General features: G+C 46.9%; 20 protein-coding genes. 11 read left to right on the top strand and 9 right to left on the bottom strand.

Going from position 1 to position 20,773, the window contains the following annotated elements; translation table 11 throughout:
- Positions 1-2 precede the first annotated feature (2 nt).
- Both SG35_RS23970 and SG35_RS23975 read right to left on the bottom strand, forming a co-directional pair.
- Positions 3-1,301, bottom strand: a complete 1,299-nt coding sequence (locus SG35_RS23970; RefSeq protein ID WP_044831318.1) for an AGE family epimerase/isomerase — start codon at positions 1,299-1,301, stop codon at positions 3-5.
- Positions 1,298-2,482, bottom strand: a complete 1,185-nt coding sequence (locus SG35_RS23975; RefSeq protein WP_044831319.1) for a glycoside hydrolase family 130 protein — start codon at positions 2,480-2,482, stop codon at positions 1,298-1,300. Before SG35_RS23975 ends, SG35_RS23970 begins: the two co-directional genes overlap by 4 nt.
- A gap of 511 nt (positions 2,483-2,993) precedes the next feature.
- Here SG35_RS23975 and SG35_RS23980 point away from each other — a divergent pair.
- The 5 genes from SG35_RS23980 (at position 2,994) to SG35_RS24000 (ending at position 6,897) form a co-directional block, all read left to right on the top strand.
- Positions 2,994-4,364, top strand: a complete 1,371-nt coding sequence (locus SG35_RS23980) for a phosphohexomutase domain-containing protein (RefSeq protein WP_044831320.1) — start codon at positions 2,994-2,996, stop codon at positions 4,362-4,364.
- Positions 4,365-4,379: 15 nt separating this feature from the next.
- Positions 4,380-5,480, top strand: a complete 1,101-nt coding sequence (locus SG35_RS23985; protein WP_152646502.1) for an SGNH/GDSL hydrolase family protein — start codon at positions 4,380-4,382, stop codon at positions 5,478-5,480.
- 251 nt (positions 5,481-5,731) lie between these two features.
- On the top strand, positions 5,732-5,992 hold the full coding sequence (locus SG35_RS23990; RefSeq protein WP_044831321.1) for a SymE family type I addiction module toxin: 261 nt from the start codon (positions 5,732-5,734) through the stop codon (positions 5,990-5,992).
- Positions 5,993-6,292: 300 nt separating this feature from the next.
- Positions 6,293-6,580 carry a hypothetical protein gene (locus tag SG35_RS23995; protein ID WP_053042833.1) on the top strand — a complete coding sequence of 96 codons (288 nt, stop codon included), beginning with the start codon at positions 6,293-6,295 and terminating at the stop codon, positions 6,578-6,580.
- A gap of 11 nt (positions 6,581-6,591) precedes the next feature.
- On the top strand, positions 6,592-6,897 hold the full coding sequence (locus SG35_RS24000) for a HigA family addiction module antitoxin (protein ID WP_044831322.1): 306 nt from the start codon (positions 6,592-6,594) through the stop codon (positions 6,895-6,897).
- 182 nt (positions 6,898-7,079) lie between these two features.
- On the opposite strand, the gene SG35_RS24005 is transcribed toward SG35_RS24000, so the two are convergent.
- From SG35_RS24005 to SG35_RS24020, 4 genes are all read right to left on the bottom strand, one after another.
- Entirely contained in the window at positions 7,080-8,024 is a 945-nt protein-coding gene (locus tag SG35_RS24005) for a sugar phosphate isomerase/epimerase family protein (RefSeq protein WP_236702525.1), read from the bottom strand.
- 2 nt (positions 8,025-8,026) lie between these two features.
- A complete protein-coding gene (locus tag SG35_RS24010) occupies positions 8,027-9,763 on the bottom strand; it encodes a GMC oxidoreductase (protein WP_044831323.1) in 1,737 nt (578 codons plus the stop codon).
- Positions 9,764-9,847: 84 nt separating this feature from the next.
- Positions 9,848-10,483, bottom strand: a complete 636-nt coding sequence (locus SG35_RS24015; protein WP_053042834.1) for a gluconate 2-dehydrogenase subunit 3 family protein — start codon at positions 10,481-10,483, stop codon at positions 9,848-9,850.
- 40 nt (positions 10,484-10,523) lie between these two features.
- Positions 10,524-12,410, bottom strand: coding sequence for a sodium:solute symporter family protein (locus SG35_RS24020; RefSeq protein ID WP_044831324.1), 1,887 nt, complete (start codon positions 12,408-12,410; stop codon positions 10,524-10,526).
- A gap of 307 nt (positions 12,411-12,717) precedes the next feature.
- Between SG35_RS24020 and SG35_RS24025 the strand changes: the two genes are divergently transcribed.
- The 3 genes from SG35_RS24025 to pgi all read left to right on the top strand — a co-directional run bounded on the left by SG35_RS24025 (position 12,718) and on the right by pgi (position 16,859).
- Positions 12,718-13,710, top strand: coding sequence for a LacI family DNA-binding transcriptional regulator (locus SG35_RS24025; protein ID WP_044831325.1), 993 nt, complete (start codon positions 12,718-12,720; stop codon positions 13,708-13,710).
- 247 nt (positions 13,711-13,957) lie between these two features.
- Positions 13,958-15,112: an AGE family epimerase/isomerase gene (locus SG35_RS24030; protein ID WP_044831326.1), complete on the top strand. Its 1,155-nt coding sequence runs from the start codon at positions 13,958-13,960 to the stop codon at positions 15,110-15,112.
- A gap of 94 nt (positions 15,113-15,206) precedes the next feature.
- Positions 15,207-16,859, top strand: a complete 1,653-nt coding sequence (pgi, locus tag SG35_RS24035; protein ID WP_044831327.1) for a glucose-6-phosphate isomerase — start codon at positions 15,207-15,209, stop codon at positions 16,857-16,859.
- Between the two features lie 74 nt (positions 16,860-16,933).
- Here pgi and SG35_RS24040 read toward each other — a convergent pair whose 3' ends face one another.
- A complete protein-coding gene (locus SG35_RS24040) occupies positions 16,934-17,329 on the bottom strand; it encodes a VOC family protein (protein ID WP_044831328.1) in 396 nt (131 codons plus the stop codon).
- Positions 17,330-17,702: 373 nt separating this feature from the next.
- Here SG35_RS24040 and SG35_RS24045 point away from each other — a divergent pair, with 373 nt between their 5' ends.
- Complete coding sequence (locus SG35_RS24045) at positions 17,703-18,200, top strand: DUF3718 domain-containing protein (protein WP_044831329.1); 498 nt, start codon at positions 17,703-17,705, stop codon at positions 18,198-18,200.
- Positions 18,201-18,359: 159 nt separating this feature from the next.
- On the opposite strand, the gene SG35_RS24050 is transcribed toward SG35_RS24045, so the two are convergent.
- Positions 18,360-19,037 carry a DUF3334 family protein gene (locus SG35_RS24050; protein WP_044831330.1) on the bottom strand — a complete coding sequence of 226 codons (678 nt, stop codon included), beginning with the start codon at positions 19,035-19,037 and terminating at the stop codon, positions 18,360-18,362.
- A 328-nt stretch (positions 19,038-19,365) separates the two neighbouring features.
- Between SG35_RS24050 and SG35_RS24055 the strand changes: the two genes are divergently transcribed.
- Entirely contained in the window at positions 19,366-19,524 is a 159-nt protein-coding gene (locus SG35_RS24055) for a hypothetical protein (RefSeq protein ID WP_160298235.1), read from the top strand.
- A 275-nt stretch (positions 19,525-19,799) separates the two neighbouring features.
- A complete protein-coding gene (locus tag SG35_RS24060; RefSeq protein WP_160298236.1) occupies positions 19,800-19,967 on the top strand; it encodes a hypothetical protein in 168 nt (55 codons plus the stop codon).
- A gap of 70 nt (positions 19,968-20,037) precedes the next feature.
- Here SG35_RS24060 and elbB read toward each other — a convergent pair whose 3' ends face one another.
- Positions 20,038-20,691: an isoprenoid biosynthesis glyoxalase ElbB gene (gene elbB, locus SG35_RS24065; RefSeq protein WP_044831331.1), complete on the bottom strand. Its 654-nt coding sequence runs from the start codon at positions 20,689-20,691 to the stop codon at positions 20,038-20,040.
- Between the last annotated feature and the right edge of the window lie 82 nt (positions 20,692-20,773).

Raw genomic sequence — 20,773 nt, forward strand, 5'->3', positions numbered from 1 at the left:
GGTTAAATACTGGCGCCGGCCAATTGCTCACGACCGTCGGCTTGCTCTTTGGCCGGCATAGCGGCTAATAAACGGCAAATTTCCATCATGGCACGGCCGTTATGATAAGGCGCCTTCCAGAAACCGGCTTTATAACGGGCCGGTTTGCTGGCTTGCTCCTCAAGCGCCAGCCAGTGCCACTCGCCGTTTTCCCGGTCCAGGTGCTGCTGCCGGGTAAAGTGCCAGATGCCCTCAAAAGCCTTAATATATTCCGGGTCTTGCGTCAGCTGATAGGCATTTAAGAAACCCACCATGGCTTCCGCCTGTACCCACCAGTCGCTACAGGGATCTATTTCTTTCTCTATAAAATCATAAGCTTCCAATACCCGGCCATTATCACTTAACCCTTGGCTTAAACCTTCTCTTAAACAAGTGCGCGCCAGCTTAATCACCAGCGGAGTTAAACCGGCCAATAATTTGGGCTCATCCAATACCAGCAGGGCTTCATATAATAACCAGCTGCCTTCGATATCATGGCCAAAGGAATAATGCCGAGACTTATCCTGCCAGTCCATTTCCATAAACAGGCGTAAATGCCCGTTATCCGGGTTGATAATGTGCTCGCTAAAATACCTGATATTGCGTGCCAGCGCTTCTTGGGTGGCCGGCGTCGGATTAGCCGAGTATAACGCGGTATAGGCTTCGAGCACATGCAGATGGGTGTTCATGGTTTTCGGCAAGTTATCATCTTTATTGCTCAAACGCATATCCTGCAAAGGCGACCAGTCGGCGGCGAAGGCTTCGCAATAACCGCCGTTAACCGTATCCAGCGCCCGGCTTTCCAGCAGTTGAAAATACTCCATGGCCTTGGCCAGCGCCTGTGGCTCACGGGTCAACTTGTAATAGGCGCATAAGCCATAAATGGCAAACGCCAGGGCATAGGTCTGTTTTTTACCGTCAAGGAGGTGCCCTTTATAATCGAGCGCCCAAAAAACCCCGCCATGCTGCGGATCGTCAAAGTATTCCAGCAGATAATAAAACGCCCGGCCTGCCAGGGCGGCACACTTCTGCTGCTGCACATCATCTTTAAGTTCATCTCGGAAAAATAACGCCGCTTCACTGAAAAACCATAATAAGCGGGTATTGAGAATAATACCCTTGTCGGCATTATCAACCACTTTAGCCAAGTGATCGATTTCACCGACAAAACCGCCATATTTCTTATCTACGGCATGTTGCTGCCACCAGCTGCTGATATTTTTCAGCTCCCGGTAAAACTCCCCCGCCGAAGCCGATGTTATTGCTACTGCAGATGCCGTCATAAACTGAACCCTTTGAGGGTTTGTGCATTGCGCTCGATCAGTTCATTGCGCTTTCGTACCGACAAGGCAGAAAATAAACCGTCTTCCGGGGTATTGAGAACATAATCCACCAACTGCTCAACCGTGGAAGTGGCCACGTGCATCCGGGTATCGGAAGAAGCGTAATAAATAAACACCTGGTTATCTTCATTCACTATCCAGCCGTTGCTGAACACGACATTGGAAACATCACCGACACGTTCACTTCCCTGAGGCGCGATCAGGTGTCCCGCCGGTTTATGGCTTACCACCCAGGGGCGCTCCAGCTCGGTCATGAACATATAAAGCACATAGCGCAAACCAGCGGCGGTATTGCGTACCCCGTGTGCCAGGTGCAACCAGCCCTGATCCGTTTTGATCGGCGCAGGCCCCTGGCCATTTTTGATTTCCGTGATGGTGTGGTATTGCTTGGCATCAACAATCACTTCTTCTTTGATTTCGGCATTTTCCATCGACTCGGTTAAACCCCAGCCGATACCGCCGCCAGAGCCGACACTGATAAAACCGTCCTGAGGCCGGGTAAAGAGCGCATATTTGCTATCGACAAATTCCGGGTGTAGCACCACGTTACGTTGCTGGCCGGAATAAGTGATCAAATCAGGTAACCGCTCCCAGTTATCCAAGTCTTTGGTACGGGCGATACCACATTGGGCCACGGCGGCAGACAAGTCATCCGGCTGGGAAAAATCTTTACGCTCAGTGCAGAACAAGCCGTAGATATAACCGTCTTCATGGGCCACCAAACGCATATCGTAGACATTGGTATCCGGATCATCTGTTTCCGGCATAGTGATAGGTTTATCACGGAAGACGAAGTTATCGACCCCATTGGGACTTTCGGCAATGGCAAAGAAAGACTTACGGTCATCACCTTCAACCCGTACTGCCAAAACATATTTGCCGTTAAACAACATGGCGCCGGCATTAAAGGTGGCATTGATGCCCTGGCGTTCCATCAGAAAAGGATTACTTTGTTCGTTGAAGTCATAACGCCAGCTGACCGGGGCATGATCCCGGGTCAACACCGGATGTTGCCAGCGCTGGTAAATGCCATTGTTGTCTGGTTCGGCAACATTTGGAGTTGCTAAAAATGCTTGTTGCCGGGTAATTAGTTGTTGTACTTTTTCTTGAAACTTCATCATCTTTCTACCAAAAATCTCTGTAACCCGAGTGTCGTAACGCCTTAAGGGGATAAGCGAAAAACAGTCCCTAAGGTCAATGAAAAGACCACCCAATAAGCAACCGGTTACATTTTTAAGTTAATAACTGCCATGGCGAATATACCTTGCCATGACTGACATTTAGGATCACATTCCAGTCAATTGATTAGCACTGACTTTTCCTATTTACTCGAAAAGAACTCTTCCATAACCGTCGTGAGAGAGCTTTCCATAGATCACAATGTAACCGGTTACTTCATTTTGTGCCAGTATTTTTCAAAAAAATGTCAAAGCAACAAAGTGCCAGCAAACAGCAGCTGTCACTAAATCTTAAAAATTTATCTCCGGCTATTTCAAATCAAAATGTAACCGGTTACCATTAATTGATATAAGTGATGTAAGCGATATAAATTGATATCGGAAACAACCCGTTCATTAAGCGGACATCCGCCAGTGCCGGATTTTTCTTTCAACCCAAAATAAGGATCAGCAGATGCAGCCACTAACTTGCTTTAAAGCCTATGACATCAGGGGAAAAGTACCCGATGAACTCAACCCGCAACTGGCCTATAAAATAGGCCGGGCCACGGCTTTATTTTTAAATGCCCGCAAAATAGTGGTGGGTCACGATATCCGCTTAAGCAGCCCGATGATCACCGAGGCCCTGATAGACGGCCTTACCGATGGCGGTGCCGATGTCTTTAATATCGGCCAATGCGGCACTGAAGAAGTCTACTTCGCCACCTTCTCCCGGGAATTTTGCGGCGGTATCTGTGTTACCGCCAGCCATAACCCTAAAGCATATAACGGTATGAAGTTTGTCCGTGAAGGGGCAGCTCCCATCAGCGGTGATACCGGCTTAAATGCCATCAAAGAACTGGTACAGGCTGAGTCATTTTCTCCCCCGGCCCCAAAAGGGAAAGAGCAGGGGAAAGGGCAAGTGATGCCGCTGGATATCAGTGTGGACTATACCCGGCATTTACTCGGTTATATAGATATCGCCAAACTGAAAAAACTAAAAATAGTGGTTAATGCCGGCAATGGTGGCGCCGGGGCCATCATCGACCGCCTGGCTCCCCACCTGCCCTTTGAGTTTATCCCCTTAAATCATGAGCCTGACGGCAACTTCCCCAATGGTGTCCCTAACCCGTTATTACCTGAAAACCGCACGGAAACCGTGGCTGCCATTAAGCTGCATAATGCCGATTTAGGTATTGCCTGGGACGGGGATTTTGACCGCTGCTTCTTCTTTGATGAACAAGGTGAATTTATTGAAGGTTATTATATCGTGGGTTTACTGGCGGCCATGCTACTTGATGGCAAACAGGATGAAACCGTTATCCATGACCCCCGCCTGTACTGGAATACCCTGGATATCGTCCGCCAGCAGGGTGGCAAAGCACTGGTCAGTAAAACCGGCCACGCCTTTATTAAAGAAGCCATGCGCGAGCAAAATGCCATTTACGGCGGCGAAATGAGCGCCCATCATTATTTCCGTGATTTCGCCTACTGTGATAACGGCAATATTCCCTGGCTGCTGATCACCGCCTTAATGTCCCGCACCGGCCAATCGCTGTCGTCACTGATCAACGAGCGTAAAGCCCTTTATCCCTGTAGCGGGGAAATCAACAGCCAGGTGAAAGATCCTCAGCAAGTGATCCGGGCCATAGCTGGAAAATATCAGGCACAGGCAAAAGACAGCGATATTACCGACGGCCTGAGCATGAGTTTTCAGAACTGGCGTTTTAACCTGCGAATGTCAAATACCGAACCGGTGTTAAGACTAAATGTCGAAGCCAAAAACGATCAGCGGTTAATGCAGGAAAAAACCAAAGAATTACTTATGCTTATCAAGAGCATTTAGCGCAGGGAACCAGCCATGAACAAATTAAAACAACTAGCGACTTTATTTCTGCTGGCAATAACAGTGATTAGCATCCAGGTTACAGCAAAACCCCAAACGATATTCGCCGATAGCGAATTACTGCAATATACCGGCCGCATAGATTTCAGCGACCCGAAAGCGCCAAAAATGTCCTGGCCCGGCACTTATATCAAGGCCAGGTTCACCGGCGATAAACTGTCGATATTGCTCGATGATGAATTTGGCCATAATTATTTCAATGTCTTTATCGACGAAGACTGGCATAACCCTGTGGTGATCCGGTGCCGCAAAGGCCTTAATACTTATGTTATCTCCCTTAAATTGCAGAAAAGGCTTACCCAAGGTTCCCATTCTCTTATGATCAGCAAACGCACCGAAGGAGAAGAAGGCAACACCGTATTTAAAGGATTAGTCTTGGCCGGGAACGGTAAACTCTTGCCCCCTGCCCCGCGCCCTTCGCGGCGCATTGAATTTATCGGCGATTCGATTACCAGCGGCATGGGCAATGAGGCCCCCCTGGATCAGAGCGACAGTAACCTGGCAGAGAAAAATAACTTCCAGGCTTATGGCGCCATTACCGCACGCAACCTGGATGCCGAATATGTCAGCACCTCCCAGAGCGGTATCGGCATCATGGTGAGCTGGTTTGACTTTACCATGCCAAAATTTTTCCTGCAGTTAAACGCCACAGGTTTAAATAACTCTCGCTGGGACTTTAATCAATGGACCCCGGATGTGGCCGTTATAAACCTGTTTCAAAATGACCTCGCACTGGCCGACATCCGGTTAACCCCGGTTCCCGATGATGAAGCACGCATACAAGCCTATTACCAGTTCCTTAAAACTGTTCGGGGTAAATATCCCGAGACCTTGATTATCGCCACCCTTGGCAGTATGACTGCGGTAAAACCGGGATCGAAATGGCCGGGTTATATTGAGCAGGCAATCGCCCGGATAAAAGCAGAAACCGGCGATAAACGGCTAATGGCGATGATGTTTCCCTATACGGGTTATGACAAACATCCCAGGGTAAAACATCACAGAGAAAATGCCGCGCTGCTGACAAAGTTTATCAGGCAACAAATGGGCTGGTAAGTTTTACTAACTTATCTTCAATATTATCAACCCATTACAAAACAATCCCCTAACTGTAAAGGGTGTAGTCCATATCCTCAAAAACCTCCACAAAAAAAGACCAAGCCACTGTTGCTTTAACCAGTGACTTGGTCTTTTCTTAATAATGCTTACAGCAAAGCTTGAGCCTAAGTTGTAACACAAATCGCAACCCCTGAGTGGTGACACACTCAGAGGTCGCTAACCAAAACGAACTGAACTAGGAGTCCGTCATGGCTGAATATCATCATACGCCAGAGCCTCGCTCGGCAAAAGTAAAATATCCCACCACCCGCCAGCTCACCATACTGGAAACCGCCAGCAATTCAGCGCTAAAAACCAGGAGCCCAGGGATTAACTATGTGCCGGTAAACCTTGAACCTTGTCTTGTCCTTAGGGGCAAATGGTTTAAGCAAGCCGGGTTTATTATTGGGGAAAAGGTCACGGTAACGGTTAACCAGGGAGAGTTAGTGATAAAACCAAGCCAGACATAGTCCGGCTTGACTGATAGGCAATAACAGGGAAATCAGGCTACTGCGTCCTAAACTGCTACGTCGGGGAATGGGCGCAGCAGTTTCATCAATATAACTTGCACAATTACTTTTACAGCCTCGAAAATTAGAGACTCACTATAAATTTTCACTTGTTAAAACTTATAAAGCTTCAATGCTACGTCCCCTAAAAATGAGCAATCTGAAGGATAGTGTGTCTCATGCTCCCCCCTGTTCCCTGTCGCTTGACAGACTACACCCCTATGCTAATATTAACAGCATAACAACGAAGGAATAGCTGGCTTGATAATAAATTTTAACTCCAGTGTATTAGAAAAGTTGTGGACTACGGGTGACATTAGCCTATTACCTAATGCCTATGTGCATGAAGTAGTAGAGATACTAACCATTATGGATGCAGCAGAAAAAGCCACTGATTTAGCACTGCTCGGAGGGTTCAAGATAGACGAATATGCCCCTGACAATTGGGCTGTCACTATCACAGTTAACAGCGTTGAACCCGTAGGCAGCATTACTTGTTATTTTACCCGTGGCAATGCTCACGATGTAGACTTAAATGAATATGATTAGGAGTTAAGATTATGGCTTTAGTCAGAAGTAATCAGCTACCAGTGACCCATGCTGGAATTATCTTTAAAAAACGTATTCTGGAACGCCACAACATAACCGTCTCAGATGCGGCAAAACTAATGCATATTGGCAGACCTCATTTATCTAAATTCGCGAGCGGTAAGGTTGCAGTAACGGCTCCTTTGGCAATGAAGCTTGAAAAAAGCACGGGGATCTCTGCCGGCTTCTGGATGAATATTCAGAAATCCTATGATTTGTATATAAATCGAGACTTAGAAATTGAGGCCGAACCTTTGCCTATGGTGGCCACTGGCTAATTAAAATATACCGTTTACTGGATTGAAAATTTATTGCCTCTATGTTTGATAGCTATAAGTTCAGCCATATGAAAATAGAGGAAATAAAACGGGAATCCTTAAAAACAGGCAACAGAAGCCAAAACAAACGGCCCGGATAATTTTTATCCGGGCCGTGCTGATTTAATCTGCTAGCAAAATAATTAGTTAGCTTTTTCGTCCACTTTTGCAATCACCTTTTCAAAACCTTTTAATGAAGCAGCCACACTCTGCATTACGGAAAGCCCTTGCGGGTATTCTTCCTGCTCGACGATAAACCATAAGGTGCCACCCACCGCCAGGTTGGCTTTTAATAACTTGTCCCAGGCTATTACATCCTGGCCGATTAACGGCAGCTTGCCTTGGGTGCCTTTTGGCAGTTTCGCCTTGTAATGTGTGGTTAAAGTACGCCCCGGATATTTATGCACATAAGCCACAGGATCTTTACCGGCATAAGTGGTCCAGCCGACATCCTGTTGCAGGATCACTTCAGGATGCGTGGTTTTGGCTAAGATATCCCAGTAAGTGGTGTTATCAAAGTCCTGCAATTCTTCGGCATGGTTATGATAACCTACTTTTAAACCGGCACTTTTAAGACGTCCAGCAACATAAGATAACTCCTTGGCTACCTGATAAACCCCTTGTGGGTCAAAAGCTCTTTCATCCCAGGGCACAATCAGGAAGCGGCAGTCCAGGGCCTTGTAAAAAGCCATGGTCTGGTCAATTTTATCGTCACTTAGCTGGTCAAAACCTAAATGGGCACCGGCAGCTTTTAAGCCTAACTTGTCCAGCAATTTTTTCAACCCTTGGGGATTATCGCCATAAGGGCCAAAATCTCCGGCAAATTCAACACCGTTAAAGCCCATTTTCGCCAACCGGGTCAGCGTACCGACAAAGTCATTTTTAAGTTCGTCTTTCACCGACCATAACTGGATGCCAACATTGACTTGGTTATCTACTTTACTTTCAGCTTTACTTTCAGCTTTACTTTCAGCTTTACTTTCAGCATTAGCCGCTTGTGTTGCCAGCAAGCCAGCCAACATCAGCGCGATAAAGCCGCCGATCACTTTGTTTAAGTTCATCTTATTTTCACTTCTTGTTAAGCTCATGATTAAATCCTGCCCGCCTGCATTTCTTTTACCGCAAAGTCGCAAGCCCTGACCGTCAACGCCATATAGGTCAGTGACGGATTTTGCCAGGCAGAAGAGGCCATACAGGCGCCGTCGGTGACAAACAAATTGGGGATATCATGGGCCTGGTTAAAGCCATTTAAAATAGAGGTTTTCGGGTCTTTACCCATACGCGCCGTGCCCATTTCGTGGATGGCGATGCCCATAGGTCTGTCGTTGGTATATTTGTGAACGTTTTTCAGCCCTATGGCCTCAAACATTTCTGCGGCGGTATCGGCGGCGCTTTGCATCATTTTCTTTTCATTGTCGCTATAGCTGCAATCAAAATGCAGCTGAGGTATACCCCATTTATCTTTTTTAGTGGCGTGCAGCGATACCTGGTTTTCATATCTGGGCAGCATTTCTCCCGAGGCATGTAAGCCAAATTTCCAACCGCCGGCTTGCTGGATCGCTTTTTTATAATCAACACCAAAGCCTTTTTTGCCGCCAAATTCCCACCAGGCTTCACGGTAAGCCTGGCCGGAAAAAGCGTATCCGCGCAGGAAGTCTGGATTTTTATCCACCAGATTCTGGAACCTTGGCATATAGACGCCTGTGGGACGGCGACCGGAATAAAACTCGTCTTCAAAACCGGGAATATCAGCATAGGCCCCGGCGTTATAGCAGTGATCCATCAGATAATGTCCCAATACCCCTGAGCTATTGGCGATACCATTAGGGAAAGTTTCACTGACGGAATTTAACATGATCTGGGTGGTACCCAGGGTTGAGGCGCACAGGAACACGACTTTGCCGTGGTATTCCCGGGTTTCCATGGTTTCACTGTCGATAATGCGTACACCGGTTGCCCGGTTGCTTTTGGCATCATAAATCACGCTGTGTACTATCGAGTTGGTTGCTACGCTTAGGTTGCCGGTTTTTTGCGCCGCCGGTAAGGTAGAGCTTTGCGTGGAAAAATAAGCGCCGAATGAACAGCCTTTCTGACATTCATTCCTGGCCATGCAGGGACCGCGTCCCTGTTCCAGGTGATGCTGCGCCGGTTTACTCAGGTGGGCACAACGCCCCATAATGAGTTTACGATCACTGTAATGCTGCTCAATTTTCGCTTTCAGGCGCTTTTCTACGGTATTAAATTCAAACGGTGGTAAAAACTTGCTGTCCGGCAGCTGGGGAATGTTTTCGACACTGCCGCTGATGCCGACATGGTGCTCGACATAATCATACCAATCCTGGATATCTTTATAGCGGATCGGCCAGTCGGTGCCGTAGCCGTCTTTAGCATTGGCGCTAAAGTCAAAATCGCTCCAGCGGTAAGACTGCCGATGCCAGAGCAGAGACTTGCCCCCCAACTGGTTGCCGCGGATCCAGCTAAAAGCCTTGTCTTTTTCCGTGCTGTAGGGATAGTCGTGATCATTGCCGAAGAAATGCTTGGTGGCATCATTAAAGGCATAACATTGCGCCTGGACTGGATACTGTTTTTCCACCAGTGCTTTCTCTACCTGGCCGCGAAACGGCATTTCCCAGGTTTTCACCCCTTCGCCGATATAATCTTTTTTATGCTCTACCGGCCGGCCCCGCTCCACCAACAGGGTTTTCAGGCCTTTTTCGCAAAACTCTTTTGCCGCCCAACCGCCGGTAATGCCCGAGCCCACTACTATGGCGTCATACTCTTGGGGCCGAGTTTTAATGTGTATGCTTTTGTTTGTCGTTTTAATCATATCGTCATTCTGCTTAATGTGCGGTTTTGATGGTTTTTGCCTGGCTTTTGATCAGCTCTCTATTAGCTCTCTACTAACTCTCTATTAGTTAAGCGCCCAGGCCTTGCCTACTTCGTCAAAGGGCACATTGCCCCGGTAACCGCCTGGAATAGGCAGATAAGCCAATTCCCGGGTAGCCCCTATTTCTGAGGTGTAATACCCCAGTAAGGTCAGCGATTTAGTGCGATAAAAGAAATCTTTATCCTGGGATTCAAAACCGCCAGCGGCATCTTCCAGGTTATTGAGCAAATCAACTTGCTGCGCCTGATGGCACTTGGCAAAAGCTTGTCCCAGTTGTTTAACGGCAGTACCTTCCAGTTTTTCCAGTCCGCGGATAAAGGCCTGCTGCTCTTCTTTGTTAAAGCAAAAGGCCAGCTGGTTATCGATAAAACCATGGACATCGACATCAGATGCCGAGGGTGTCTCTGTCGCCGGAATAATCAGCCCCACTAAAATACGCAGCAAGTTTAACTGCTGTGGGTTAAGTATTTTCCCGGCCCGGCCAGGGATATCTTTTTGCGCTTGATACCCTTGTACCGCCAGTGAAATAGAACTCATGGAAAGCGCACCGCCAAACAGAGCCGTCAATTGTTTCATGGCCCGGCGGCGGGAAGTATCCACCTGACTAAGTGTTTCGCTTGCTGTTAATTTATCTGTTACCTGATCCGAAAAATTATCCATCACTTTTTCCTTCATCATTAACCTTATTGTTACTCGGTATTCAGCTAGTGGCCTTAGCCTGCTTAATGTCCGGTATCGAGCCCGGTGTTAACTGCTGGCTTTCTTCTTGTGCCATCTCATCAGGATAATCCTGCATCTTGTCCCACCAGTTTATTTTTAAATACCAGGAGGTCACGGCAATAGTTATCAGGGCATAACCGAAATATTGCCATTGCTGGATCACCATAAATATTGGTGCTGCCGTCAGGGCCGAATGCCAAACAATGCCTATGATCACATTTGACATATCCCGCTTAAACTCCCGGTTCGGCTGTACTGCCGGATGGGTTTTGCGGATTTCATCCAGCACCGGCTGCCAGAAACCCCAGGGACGGGTTTTCAGGTAAAAACGTTTCAGCACTGCCATATCATCCGGTTTAGTAAGCAAGGTACCGGCTATGCTGCCCACCAGGCACATGGCAAACAAAATAGGGAAGCCGTATAAAGGCGACAGCGTGGTAAACATCATCAAAAATGCACCGACGATACCGGTTAACATACCGTAGAAATAACCGAAACCATTAAAGCGCCACCAGTACCATTTCAGCATATTTGCCGCGGTATAGCCGCCGTAAAGCGCCGACACTATCCATAAAATAGCCTCGTTTAATGACGGTACAAATAAACCTATGCAGGTACCCGCCACTACAAAAACGATAGACACGATATAACTGAGGTAAACATAGGTTTTGTCCGCGGCATTGGGGTTAATGTATTTTTTGTAGATATCATTTACCACATAGGCCGGGGCGGCATTGGTGGTGGCGGCGAAGGTCGACATAAAGGTGGCCAGCAAGCCGGCGATCATTAATCCCAGCAAGCCGGAAGGCACATAGTTCATCAGGGCAAACGGCAGAATTTGTTCAAAGTCGACATCACTGCCCATGGCCCTGAGATCCCCCATAAAAAACACCAGGGCAAGTATGGCCAGGCCGGTGATCATCATATAGCGGGGAAATAACAGCACCAGGTTCACTATCCAGCTCATTTTCGCTGCATCTGTGGGGCTTTTCGCCGACAGCACCCTTTGCATATCAAAGTTTGGCGCAGGCCCTGCCAGGCTTTGCAGGAAACCTTTAAACAGCACCAGCATAAAAAACACCGAAAAAAGCGACCAGCCGTCTTCGATAATTTTATCATTGGCAGACGCCAGTATGCCGGACCAGTCGAGATCTAAGGTCCAGGAGAATAACATGCTGTCCCAGCCTTCGGGCGTCACCTTAGCCAACATTTCGGGAGAAACCTGCATCATGGCAATCACGCCTATGGCGATACTGGCCAGGGTCATGATCACAAACTGCACCACTTCGGTAATGACAACACTGAACATGCCCCCCTTGACCACATAAAGCGTGGTAATAAAGGTAATGATCAGGCCATAGAAAATTTCATTAGTATGGGGATCCGCCGATAATTGCCAGGGCAAAAAGGCCACCGCAAATTTACCGGCGCCGACAAAGCCATAAGCCAGGAATCCCAACACCCCCAACAGGGCAAAGACCACGACGATAATATGGCTGAGCCTGGCCCCCAGGTTTTCACCAAAGCGGAAGGTGATCCATTCTGCTCCCGTCATCACCCCGGAGCGGCGCAGCCAGATAGATAAAAACACCATCAGGAAAATCTGGTTAAAGGCTGGCCATAACCAGGGGATGAAAATACTTTTTAAACCGTAGATAAAGAGCAGGTATACCATCCACATGGTGCCGCTGATATCAAACATGCCTGAAGCATTCGATAATCCCAGGTAATACCAGGGGAGCTCATTGCCGCCGAGGAAGTAGCCTTTGATATTTTTAGACGCCCGGTTGGAAATCCAAAAACCTATGCCAAGAGAAACTAATATGTATAAGGCGATGATGCCTATATCTATGGGTGACAAATTCATATTTTTCACTTTTTATAATTGTTAACCGGGCTTTATGCTGCTGCAAAACTGCACCGGGCATATTTAACATACAATCACCTTAACCCGTTCAGGCACTGCAAACAAGCACTTTTTGTAACCGGTTACAATTGTTGTTTTAGCTTTTGCCAAGTGATTGAACTTAAGAATAATTACCAAGGCTAAGTAAAATAAGCGGTCAAAATAGCGAAAAACAGCACTAAGTACTTGAAAGAATTCGCGCATCTATGGTACATCTGTAACCGGTAACCCTTTATCTATCATCACCTAGCATAAGACCGGACTCCCCATGTCAACAATAAGAGATGTTGCAAAAGAAGTAGGATGCTCTACTGCAACTGTTTCCAGGGCGCTTAGCAACCCTGAAAAAGTATCCAAAGCCAGCCTGAAACGCATTCATGCCGCGATAGAGAAATTACAATACCGGCCCAATATGCTGTCGCAGCAGTTTCGCAACAAGCAGGCCAATACCATAGTGATCCTGGTACCGGATATCGCTAACCTGTTTTTTTCCACCGTGATCAGCGGCATCGAAAATGTCGCCCAAAGCAAAGGGTTCAACGTATTACTGGGGGATACCCGGGATTCTTCCGAGCGGGAAAAAAGCTTCATTAACCTGGTAGAAACCAAACAGGCAGACGGTGTTATCCAGCTGCGGCCCTACAGCAAAAACAGCATGTTGCCGAAAAAATTTGTCACCGCGGTAAATGCCTGTGGTTGTGAAGACACCCCCTACCCGGCGGTGCGCATTGACAATGCCGATGCCGCCCGCCAGGTGACCGAGCACCTGATTTCCCTGGGACATAAAAAAATCGGCCTGATTTCCGGCCTGACCGACAACCCCCATACGATAGACAGGTTGAAAGGTTATAAACAGGCACTGGCGCAGGCGGGGATCGAATTTGACCCAGCCTTAGTGGCGGAGGGGGATTTCACCTTATGGTCCGGGCTTAATGCCAGCGAGCATTTTATCCGTATGACCGACAGGCCTACCGCCATTTTCAGCATGAATGACGAAATGGCGATAGGGGCGATGAAAGGCCTCAAAGCAAAGGGCTTGAAGATACCGGAAGATATTTCCATTGCCGGTTTCGATGATCTGGAGTTTTCCAAATACAGTGATCCACCGCTGACCACGGTTGCCCAGCCCGCCGAGAAGCTCGGCGAAAAATCAGCGGAATTGCTGTTCCAGCTGATCGATGGCGAAACCAGTTCGCAAAATGAATATGTGCTGCCGGTAGAATTTATCATACGCCAGAGCACGGCACCGCCACGCAGCTAACTTTCGGCAATAAGGCATAGGCAGGTAGTATCCGCTACCAGCCTATGCCTGAGATATTCTTCCCGCTCACATAGATTTTCCCGCTCGCATATTCCCCCTACCCCCATAGCTGAAAGCAATAACTCAACCAGACACAAGTACACTTTTTATTTCACAAGTATTGCAAACAAAAATGTAACGGGTTACATTTGTTTTATCTTATCCATTTACACATTGCGGCGCTCATCCCGCCGGGATTAAAAACCCTATGACAATATCAAACAGATTAGTCGACGCCAGTAAAAAACTTGAACTGTGGATGCAGCAACAGGCACTGCCTTTATGGTCTACCCGGGGCATTAACCCGAATAACGGCTCGGTATTCGAGCGCTTATTAGCCGATGGCCAACCCGACTTAAGTGCCAATAACAGAACCCGGGTGCAGGCCAGGCAAATCTATGTGTTTTCGGTTGCCGCCCAGCAGGGCTGGTTAGAGCAGGGGTTACCCGTTATAGCCGATATCGTGAACTACCTGGATAACAGCGCCCGGCTGGAGCAACATCAGGCGGGTTACGCCCATTTATTATCCAATAAAGGCAAGATACTCGATGATAAACTCGATGCCTATGATTTTGCCTTTTTTATTCTTGCCTGCGCCTATCGCTACCAGGCCTTCGGCGATCTACATGCCCTGCACCAGCTTAACCAGTTGTTAGCCTTGGTGGATGTGGAGTTTAAAAAAGATCCCGGCGGCTGGATGGAAGGCAATTATGCCAGCGACAAGCGTCGGCAGAATCCCCACATGCACCTGTTTGAAGCCTTTATCGCCTGTTATAAAGCCACTGGAGAAGGCAAATGGCTGGCCCGCGCCGGGGAAATATTCACCCTGTTTGAAACGGTATTTTACGATGGTAAAAACCAGGTGATTTTAGAATACTTCCACCATAACTGGCAGCCCTTTAGCCAGGCGCAAGGCCAGGTAGTAGAGCCGGGGCATATGTTTGAATGGATCTGGCTATTACGTGAATATCATGCCCTGACCGGTACCCCGGTAAGCCAGTACTGCGATGCCCTGTATCAAAAAGCCCTCAGCTTTGGCAGGGAGCCGGACTCGGGTTTGATATTCGATGAAATAGGCCAGCACGGGGAAACACTGAGTGCGACCAAACGCTGCTGGCCGGTCACGGAATGTATCAAGGCCAGCCTGGCGCAGGCCAAAGCCGGTGATAAACAGGCTGAAATCCTGGCGGCAGAAGCAATAGAACTGCTATTTGAATTTTACTTGTCAAAAAATGTAACCGGTTCCTATATTGATCAACTGGACGCAAACAACCGTCCCATGGCAGAGCACGCCCCCGCCAGCACCTTGTACCATATTATGTGCGCTACGGTAGAGGCCGTGAACTATTGTCGGCAGCATTAACCTTCACACCAATAAAAGTACAGGCACCCGGCGGTGCCGGGAGTCGGTAAATCCTATTTACCCAGAACAACTTTATATCTAACCGGGGATCTCCATGACAGCCAGAACCTCGCTTGCCAGCTGGCAGGCCTTATCCGACCATGCAGGGCAAATGAAACAAGCCCATATGAATGATTTGTTTAACCAGGACAAGCAACGCTTTAACAAGTTCTCACTCCAGCTGCCAGCCCTGCTGCTGGATTATTCGAAAAACCTGGTCACTGAGCATACCATGGAAAAACTGTTCGCCCTGGCAAGAGATTGTGATGTCAGTGGCTGGCGGGAAAAGATGTTCACCGGTGAAGCCATTAACCGCACCGAAAACAGGGCGGTTTTACACACGGCACTACGCAATCGCAACTTGGATCCGCTTTATGTTGACGGTGAAAACATCAGCGCACAGGTGGAGCAAACCCTGGGCAAAATAAAAACCTTCACCGAAAAAGTCCGCCAGGGGCACTGGCTGGGATACTCGGGAAAGCGCATCACAGATGTGGTCAATATCGGTGTCGGTGGCTCCAACCTGGGACCGCAAACCGTCACCGAGGCACTAAAACAATACAGTGATAACAGCATCAAGGTGCATTATGTTTCCAACGTTGACGGCGCACAAATCGCCGAGGTATTAAGGCCGTTAAACCCGGAAAAGGTCTTGTTTATTGTTTCCAGCAAAACCTTTACCACCACAGAAACCATGACCAATGCCACCACCGCGGTGAAATGGCTGGTGTCTTCTTCCTTTGATGAACGGGCCATCGCAAAACATTTTGTCGCGGTAACCGCGAATAAAAGCAATGCCAGGGAGTTTGGCATAGCCCAAGAAAATATTTTTGATATCTGGGACTGGGTCGGCGGCCGGTTTTCCCTGTGGTCTGCCATAGGCTTGCCTGTTGCCCTGGATCTGGGTTTTGATAAGTTTCTTGAACTGCTTGAAGGGGCTTATGATATGGACAATCATTTCAGGCAAGCGCCGTTGGCGGAAAATGCCCCGGTGATCCTGGCGCTGCTCAGTGTCTGGAACTGTACTTTTTTGGGAGCACAATCACAGGCGATCTTACCCTATGATCAATCATTACATATGCTCAGCGCCTACTTGCAACAGGCGGAAATGGAAAGTAACGGCAAATCGGTGACCTGGAACGGGGAGCCGGTAGATTATGCCACGGTACCGTCAATATGGGGCGAGCTGGGCATTAACGGTCAACACGCCTTTTACCAATACCTGCACCAAAGCAATAACGTGGTACCGGCAGATTTTATCGGCTCAGTAGAAAGCGTAACCCCGGTAAAAGGACACCATGAAACCCTGATGGCCAACTTCTTTGCCCAAACCCAGGCATTAATGTGCGGCGTAGACGAAGCCCAGGTACGGGCAGACTTAAAAGCCAGTGGCCGCCAATCCGATTATATCGACAAGGTTGCCCCCCATAAGGTGCATAAAGGCAACCGCCCCACCAATACCATTTTGATGAAACGTATTACCCCAAAAACGCTGGGTTCATTGATCGCCCTTTATGAGCATAAGATTTTTGTCCAGGGGATCATTTTGCAAATCTGCTCTTTTGACCAATGGGGAGTTGAGCTGGGCAAGGGCCTGGCCAATAAGATACAACAGGAGCTGACCGAGGATGGCTTAAAGGGTGATCATGACAGCTCTACCGCAGAGCTGATCAGCTTTTATAAAAACATAAAAGCCGCTTCGAGTTAATATCCGGTAAAATCTGAAAGGCCGGTTTTCGGCCTTTCTATGATTTTCATTTAGGTAAACCAGGAAACCAGTGATCAAGCTTTACGCTGGATCAGATCCCATAAGTTCCCGTAAAGATCGGCAAATACCGCCACAGTGCCGTACTCCTGCTCCACCGGCTCGCGAACAAATTCAATACCCCGCTCTGTCATCTGATTATAATCACGCCAGAAATCATCGGTATTAAGAAACAAGAATACCCGGCCCCCTGTCTGGTTACCGACACTGGCCTGCTGCTTCGGATTGGAAGCCTTGGCCAATAATAAAGATACGCCATTTGAACCCGGCGGTGCGATCAGCACCCAACGCTTGTCCTGCTCCGGCTGGTAGCTATCTTCAAGCAGTTCAAAATTAAGTTTTTTGGTATAGAAGGTTATCGCTTCATCATAATCATGAACGACCAGGGTTATATGGCCAATGGATTGTTTCACGCTTTTTCTCCTTAATTGCAGCCGCAGATGGATAACTCATACAAGATTTACCAACATTAAAGCCGGTAAATGGCTAATTTTATCCGAAGATCTTAGCCCGATACAGAATTAACACCGGTATTTTCCAAAAATGAAAAAATAAATAAAAAAAATCTGTAACATTAATTGATGGCAACAACTTGTATATACAAAGGTTTTTATTTGTTCAAAAAACAAACAGAAAAAACTTTGATTTCGATCTATTGCTTCTTGGAAAAAATACTATATCATGCGCCGCAACTAAAGCGTAAAACACCTGTTTGACTGCCCTGCAGCCCAGCATTTATACGCTTTTAAAAATATTTTTATTCATGCTAATGATGTAGGTAAGCTAATGAAAAATGTTATTATTGTTGCACTATCTTTTCTTTTCTTTGCACACAACGCTGCTGCAAAACAACTTCAATTTGTGACGAAAAACGCCAGCAATGAATCTCAATTATGCATGGAAGCAGCTACCGGGGTATTAAGCTTAAAAGAAATCGCCGAAATGTCAGGTATCAGCCAAAAGACGTTGGATAAGCAAATCAAATGTAACGGCCAGGATATCTCTAAGTTTGCAAATAAATTCACCAACAAAACAGTAAAAGAAAACGCGGTTGTTACCGAAAACAACTTTGCTTTAACTGCCGGCCATGCCAACAAAGACGCGCAATTATGTGTTATTGCCGCTTCCGGTGACCTGGCTAAATTAAAGCGTGCGGTACGTGCACAAGGTATGAGCGTTAAGCGTTTTGCCCAGTTCAGCAGCTGTAACCAGCAATCGGTTAATGACTTTGTTCGCCAATACGGCAGCGAGCAAGCCGCCAGTCAGCTACAAAAATATATCTAATTACTGTTAGTTAAGCTTTCAAATAAAACAATAATAACAGCTACAGTACCTTAAATAGAAAACCGCCAGAATAGCAATATTCTGGCGGTTTTTTGTTGGTAAGCACTTTAAAAGATTCCCTGGAGCAGGCAAACACCTTCATGTAAAAAGCACATAGCCTTATAAGCCCAGTTCGGCGAGGAAATCATCATCCGCTTCATCTGAATCACCTCCGCCGGTATCTTCCTGTGCTTCTGCCAGTGACTCTTCCATGACTTTATCCGGGTCTATGCTGTCGGCACTTTCAAATTCATGCAGTTGAATGAATTCGGTTCTGTCCATGGCAAATTCAAGATAAAAAATATTGTGATTTTTTGTAGTAAAAGTCACCCGGCGCATTTGCGGCCTGTCCATCGCGGTATCGACGGATATCTGCACCAGTTTGCTGATTGCCATCATTTTCGGCTGACTTTGCGTGATAGAAGTTTGTAAACGCTCCCTTACCTTAAAGGTGAAGTCACCCACTATCTGGTTCATCAGCTCCCCCATGACATTGGCGACATCATCCGCCAAATGCGACTGGGAGATTTCTTCCTCCGGCATACCCATATTACGCATATAATCCTGGTATATTTCCAGCGCCGCAATAGAGGTTAAGTTAATAACCACAATGCCGTTGAAACCACCGTCAAATAACACAAAACTGCCGATATCGGGACGTAAACAAGTACAAGTTATTTTTTGCACCATAGCGGAATAGGTAATTTTATTGCCGCTGGCCTTGGATAAGACTTCGGTAACCGACTGACATAAATTAATAAGAACATCATCGGTGGTGATCGATTTATTTTTTTTCACTCCGTTGATTTCCTGCGTTTATCTAACCTGATGTAACTATAGCAGAACGGGAGCAACTCAAGGTTTAATCAAGCAATATTTCCTGTTCCCCGAAGCGAAAGCCTTGTATGGAAATCAGATCTTTCAGAAGAGGGTAAGAGTCTGTGGTTATGACCTGCAGCACTCCTTCGCCAAAGAAAACAAAAAACAAACAGAAAACAAACATAAATTCAACAAAATCATTGAAACACTTTGTTTCATGTGCAATATTTAACCGGCAAGCGAACTTGCACAGACCTTTAGGACAATAACTCTTGTCCAAGTATTCTGGACATATTAAGGAAGAACTATGAGAAAAAAAATAATAGTAGCACTCGCCTCTATCGGCATGGGTTTAGGACTGGCAACATCGGTTAACGCAGTGGCAGGCAACAGTTTCTGTGACATGTACCCTGATGAATGCTATTGCACATATGTACTGGAAAATTATGTTTGCACTCCCTATTAGCAACATGTTCTTTATAACCAAATAGTTAAAGGGGAGTATCTCCCCCTTTTTTAACAAACTTGTATCAATACCAACCCACCCGCCTGAAGATCTACCAGCACAAACAAAACATTAAAGCTAAAAACAACAAATAAGTAACAAATAAATAACGAATAAACAACAAACCCATTGAAACATTTTGTTACCTGTGTAATATTATTTCGGCAAGTTCGCTTGCAGAGATAATTAAAATAATAACTAAAGCCCGGATTTAAGGGCAAAATTAAGGAAGATCTATGAAAAAGAAAATAGTACTGGCATTAGCCGCTATGGGTATGGGTGTTAGCCTGGCATCATTTGCTTATGTATCACCAGGTCAATGGGAACAAAGATACTGCGCAGAAAATCCACATGAATGTTACTGTGAATATCGCAGTGGCCGTAAGTACTGCTTTATTCTATAACGGATACACTTATTAACCGCCTCCCTAAAAGCTGGTAATATAAAGGGGGAAGCTATCCCCCTTATACAGGCTAAGCCATCGCCAGCACTTCTTTTACCAGCAGGTTAATTCCCGATGCCGCTTCTACCATATTATTGGCCAGCATATATGCCGGGGTAGAAACCAGTTTATGCGTTTTATCAATCACTACATCATCAACCGGGCAATCAAGGTGCTCTGCTCCCATTGCTGAAACAGCCGCCGCGGTTTCAGTGTCCGTGCCGATGGTCATTTTAACCCCTTTGCCATATACCAGAGGGATCATTGCCGGAGCGATACAAATATAACCCGCCGCTTTATTCGCTTTAGCAAAGGCCTGACAGGCAGTTAACACATCAGCGTGCAGCTGACACTTATCACCGTTAAAGGCAAAATCCGACAAATTCTTCGCCGCACCAAAACCGCCGGGTAAAATCAGGGCATCGAAGTCATCAACTTTCAGGGTATTAATATCCGCCAATTCACCGCGGGCGATACGCGCCGATTCCACCAGCACATTACGGGTTTCATGCTCACTCACCTCGCCGGTTAAATGGTTGATCACATGATGCTGGTTAATATTTGGCGCAAAACAAGTATATTGCGCCCCCTGCTGGTTTATCGCTAACATGGTCAGTACGGCTTCATGTATTTCACTGCCGTCGAAAACACCACAACCACTTAAGATCACTGCAATTTTTTTCATTGTTATTCCCTATATTACACATTTTGCTCTGGACGGAATTTTAGCCCAGTTAAGTACAAGTTTCATATAAATTCATGCGCCG

The organism is Thalassomonas actiniarum (assembly GCF_000948975.2).
GTDB classification, from domain to species: domain Bacteria; phylum Pseudomonadota; class Gammaproteobacteria; order Enterobacterales; family Alteromonadaceae; genus Thalassomonas; species Thalassomonas actiniarum.

What these genes read in the sequence shown, in the direction of transcription:
- pgi (WP_044831327.1), top strand. Translation starts at nt 15,207, where the DNA reads ATGACAGCCAGAACCTCGCTTGCCAGCTGGCAGGCCTTATCCGACCAT.
- SG35_RS23985 (WP_152646502.1), top strand. Translation starts at nt 4,380, where the DNA reads ATGAACAAATTAAAACAACTAGCGACTTTATTTCTGCTGGCAATAACA.
- SG35_RS23990 (WP_044831321.1), top strand. Translation starts at nt 5,732, where the DNA reads ATGGCTGAATATCATCATACGCCAGAGCCTCGCTCGGCAAAAGTAAAA.
- SG35_RS24005 (WP_236702525.1), bottom strand. Translation starts at nt 8,024, where the DNA reads ATGAGCTTAACAAGAAGTGAAAATAAGATGAACTTAAACAAAGTGATC.
- SG35_RS24045 (WP_044831329.1), top strand. Translation starts at nt 17,703, where the DNA reads ATGAAAAATGTTATTATTGTTGCACTATCTTTTCTTTTCTTTGCACAC.
- elbB (WP_044831331.1), bottom strand. Translation starts at nt 20,691, where the DNA reads ATGAAAAAAATTGCAGTGATCTTAAGTGGTTGTGGTGTTTTCGACGGC.
- SG35_RS24000 (WP_044831322.1), top strand. Translation starts at nt 6,592, where the DNA reads ATGGCTTTAGTCAGAAGTAATCAGCTACCAGTGACCCATGCTGGAATT.
- SG35_RS24025 (WP_044831325.1), top strand. Translation starts at nt 12,718, where the DNA reads ATGTCAACAATAAGAGATGTTGCAAAAGAAGTAGGATGCTCTACTGCA.
- SG35_RS24055 (WP_160298235.1), top strand. Translation starts at nt 19,366, where the DNA reads ATGAGAAAAAAAATAATAGTAGCACTCGCCTCTATCGGCATGGGTTTA.
- SG35_RS23980 (WP_044831320.1), top strand. Translation starts at nt 2,994, where the DNA reads ATGCAGCCACTAACTTGCTTTAAAGCCTATGACATCAGGGGAAAAGTA.
- SG35_RS24060 (WP_160298236.1), top strand. Translation starts at nt 19,800, where the DNA reads ATGAAAAAGAAAATAGTACTGGCATTAGCCGCTATGGGTATGGGTGTT.
- SG35_RS24020 (WP_044831324.1), bottom strand. Translation starts at nt 12,410, where the DNA reads ATGAATTTGTCACCCATAGATATAGGCATCATCGCCTTATACATATTA.
- SG35_RS24010 (WP_044831323.1), bottom strand. Translation starts at nt 9,763, where the DNA reads ATGATTAAAACGACAAACAAAAGCATACACATTAAAACTCGGCCCCAA.
- SG35_RS23975 (WP_044831319.1), bottom strand. Translation starts at nt 2,482, where the DNA reads ATGATGAAGTTTCAAGAAAAAGTACAACAACTAATTACCCGGCAACAA.
- SG35_RS24015 (WP_053042834.1), bottom strand. Translation starts at nt 10,483, where the DNA reads ATGGATAATTTTTCGGATCAGGTAACAGATAAATTAACAGCAAGCGAA.
- SG35_RS24030 (WP_044831326.1), top strand. Translation starts at nt 13,958, where the DNA reads ATGACAATATCAAACAGATTAGTCGACGCCAGTAAAAAACTTGAACTG.
- SG35_RS23970 (WP_044831318.1), bottom strand. Translation starts at nt 1,301, where the DNA reads ATGACGGCATCTGCAGTAGCAATAACATCGGCTTCGGCGGGGGAGTTT.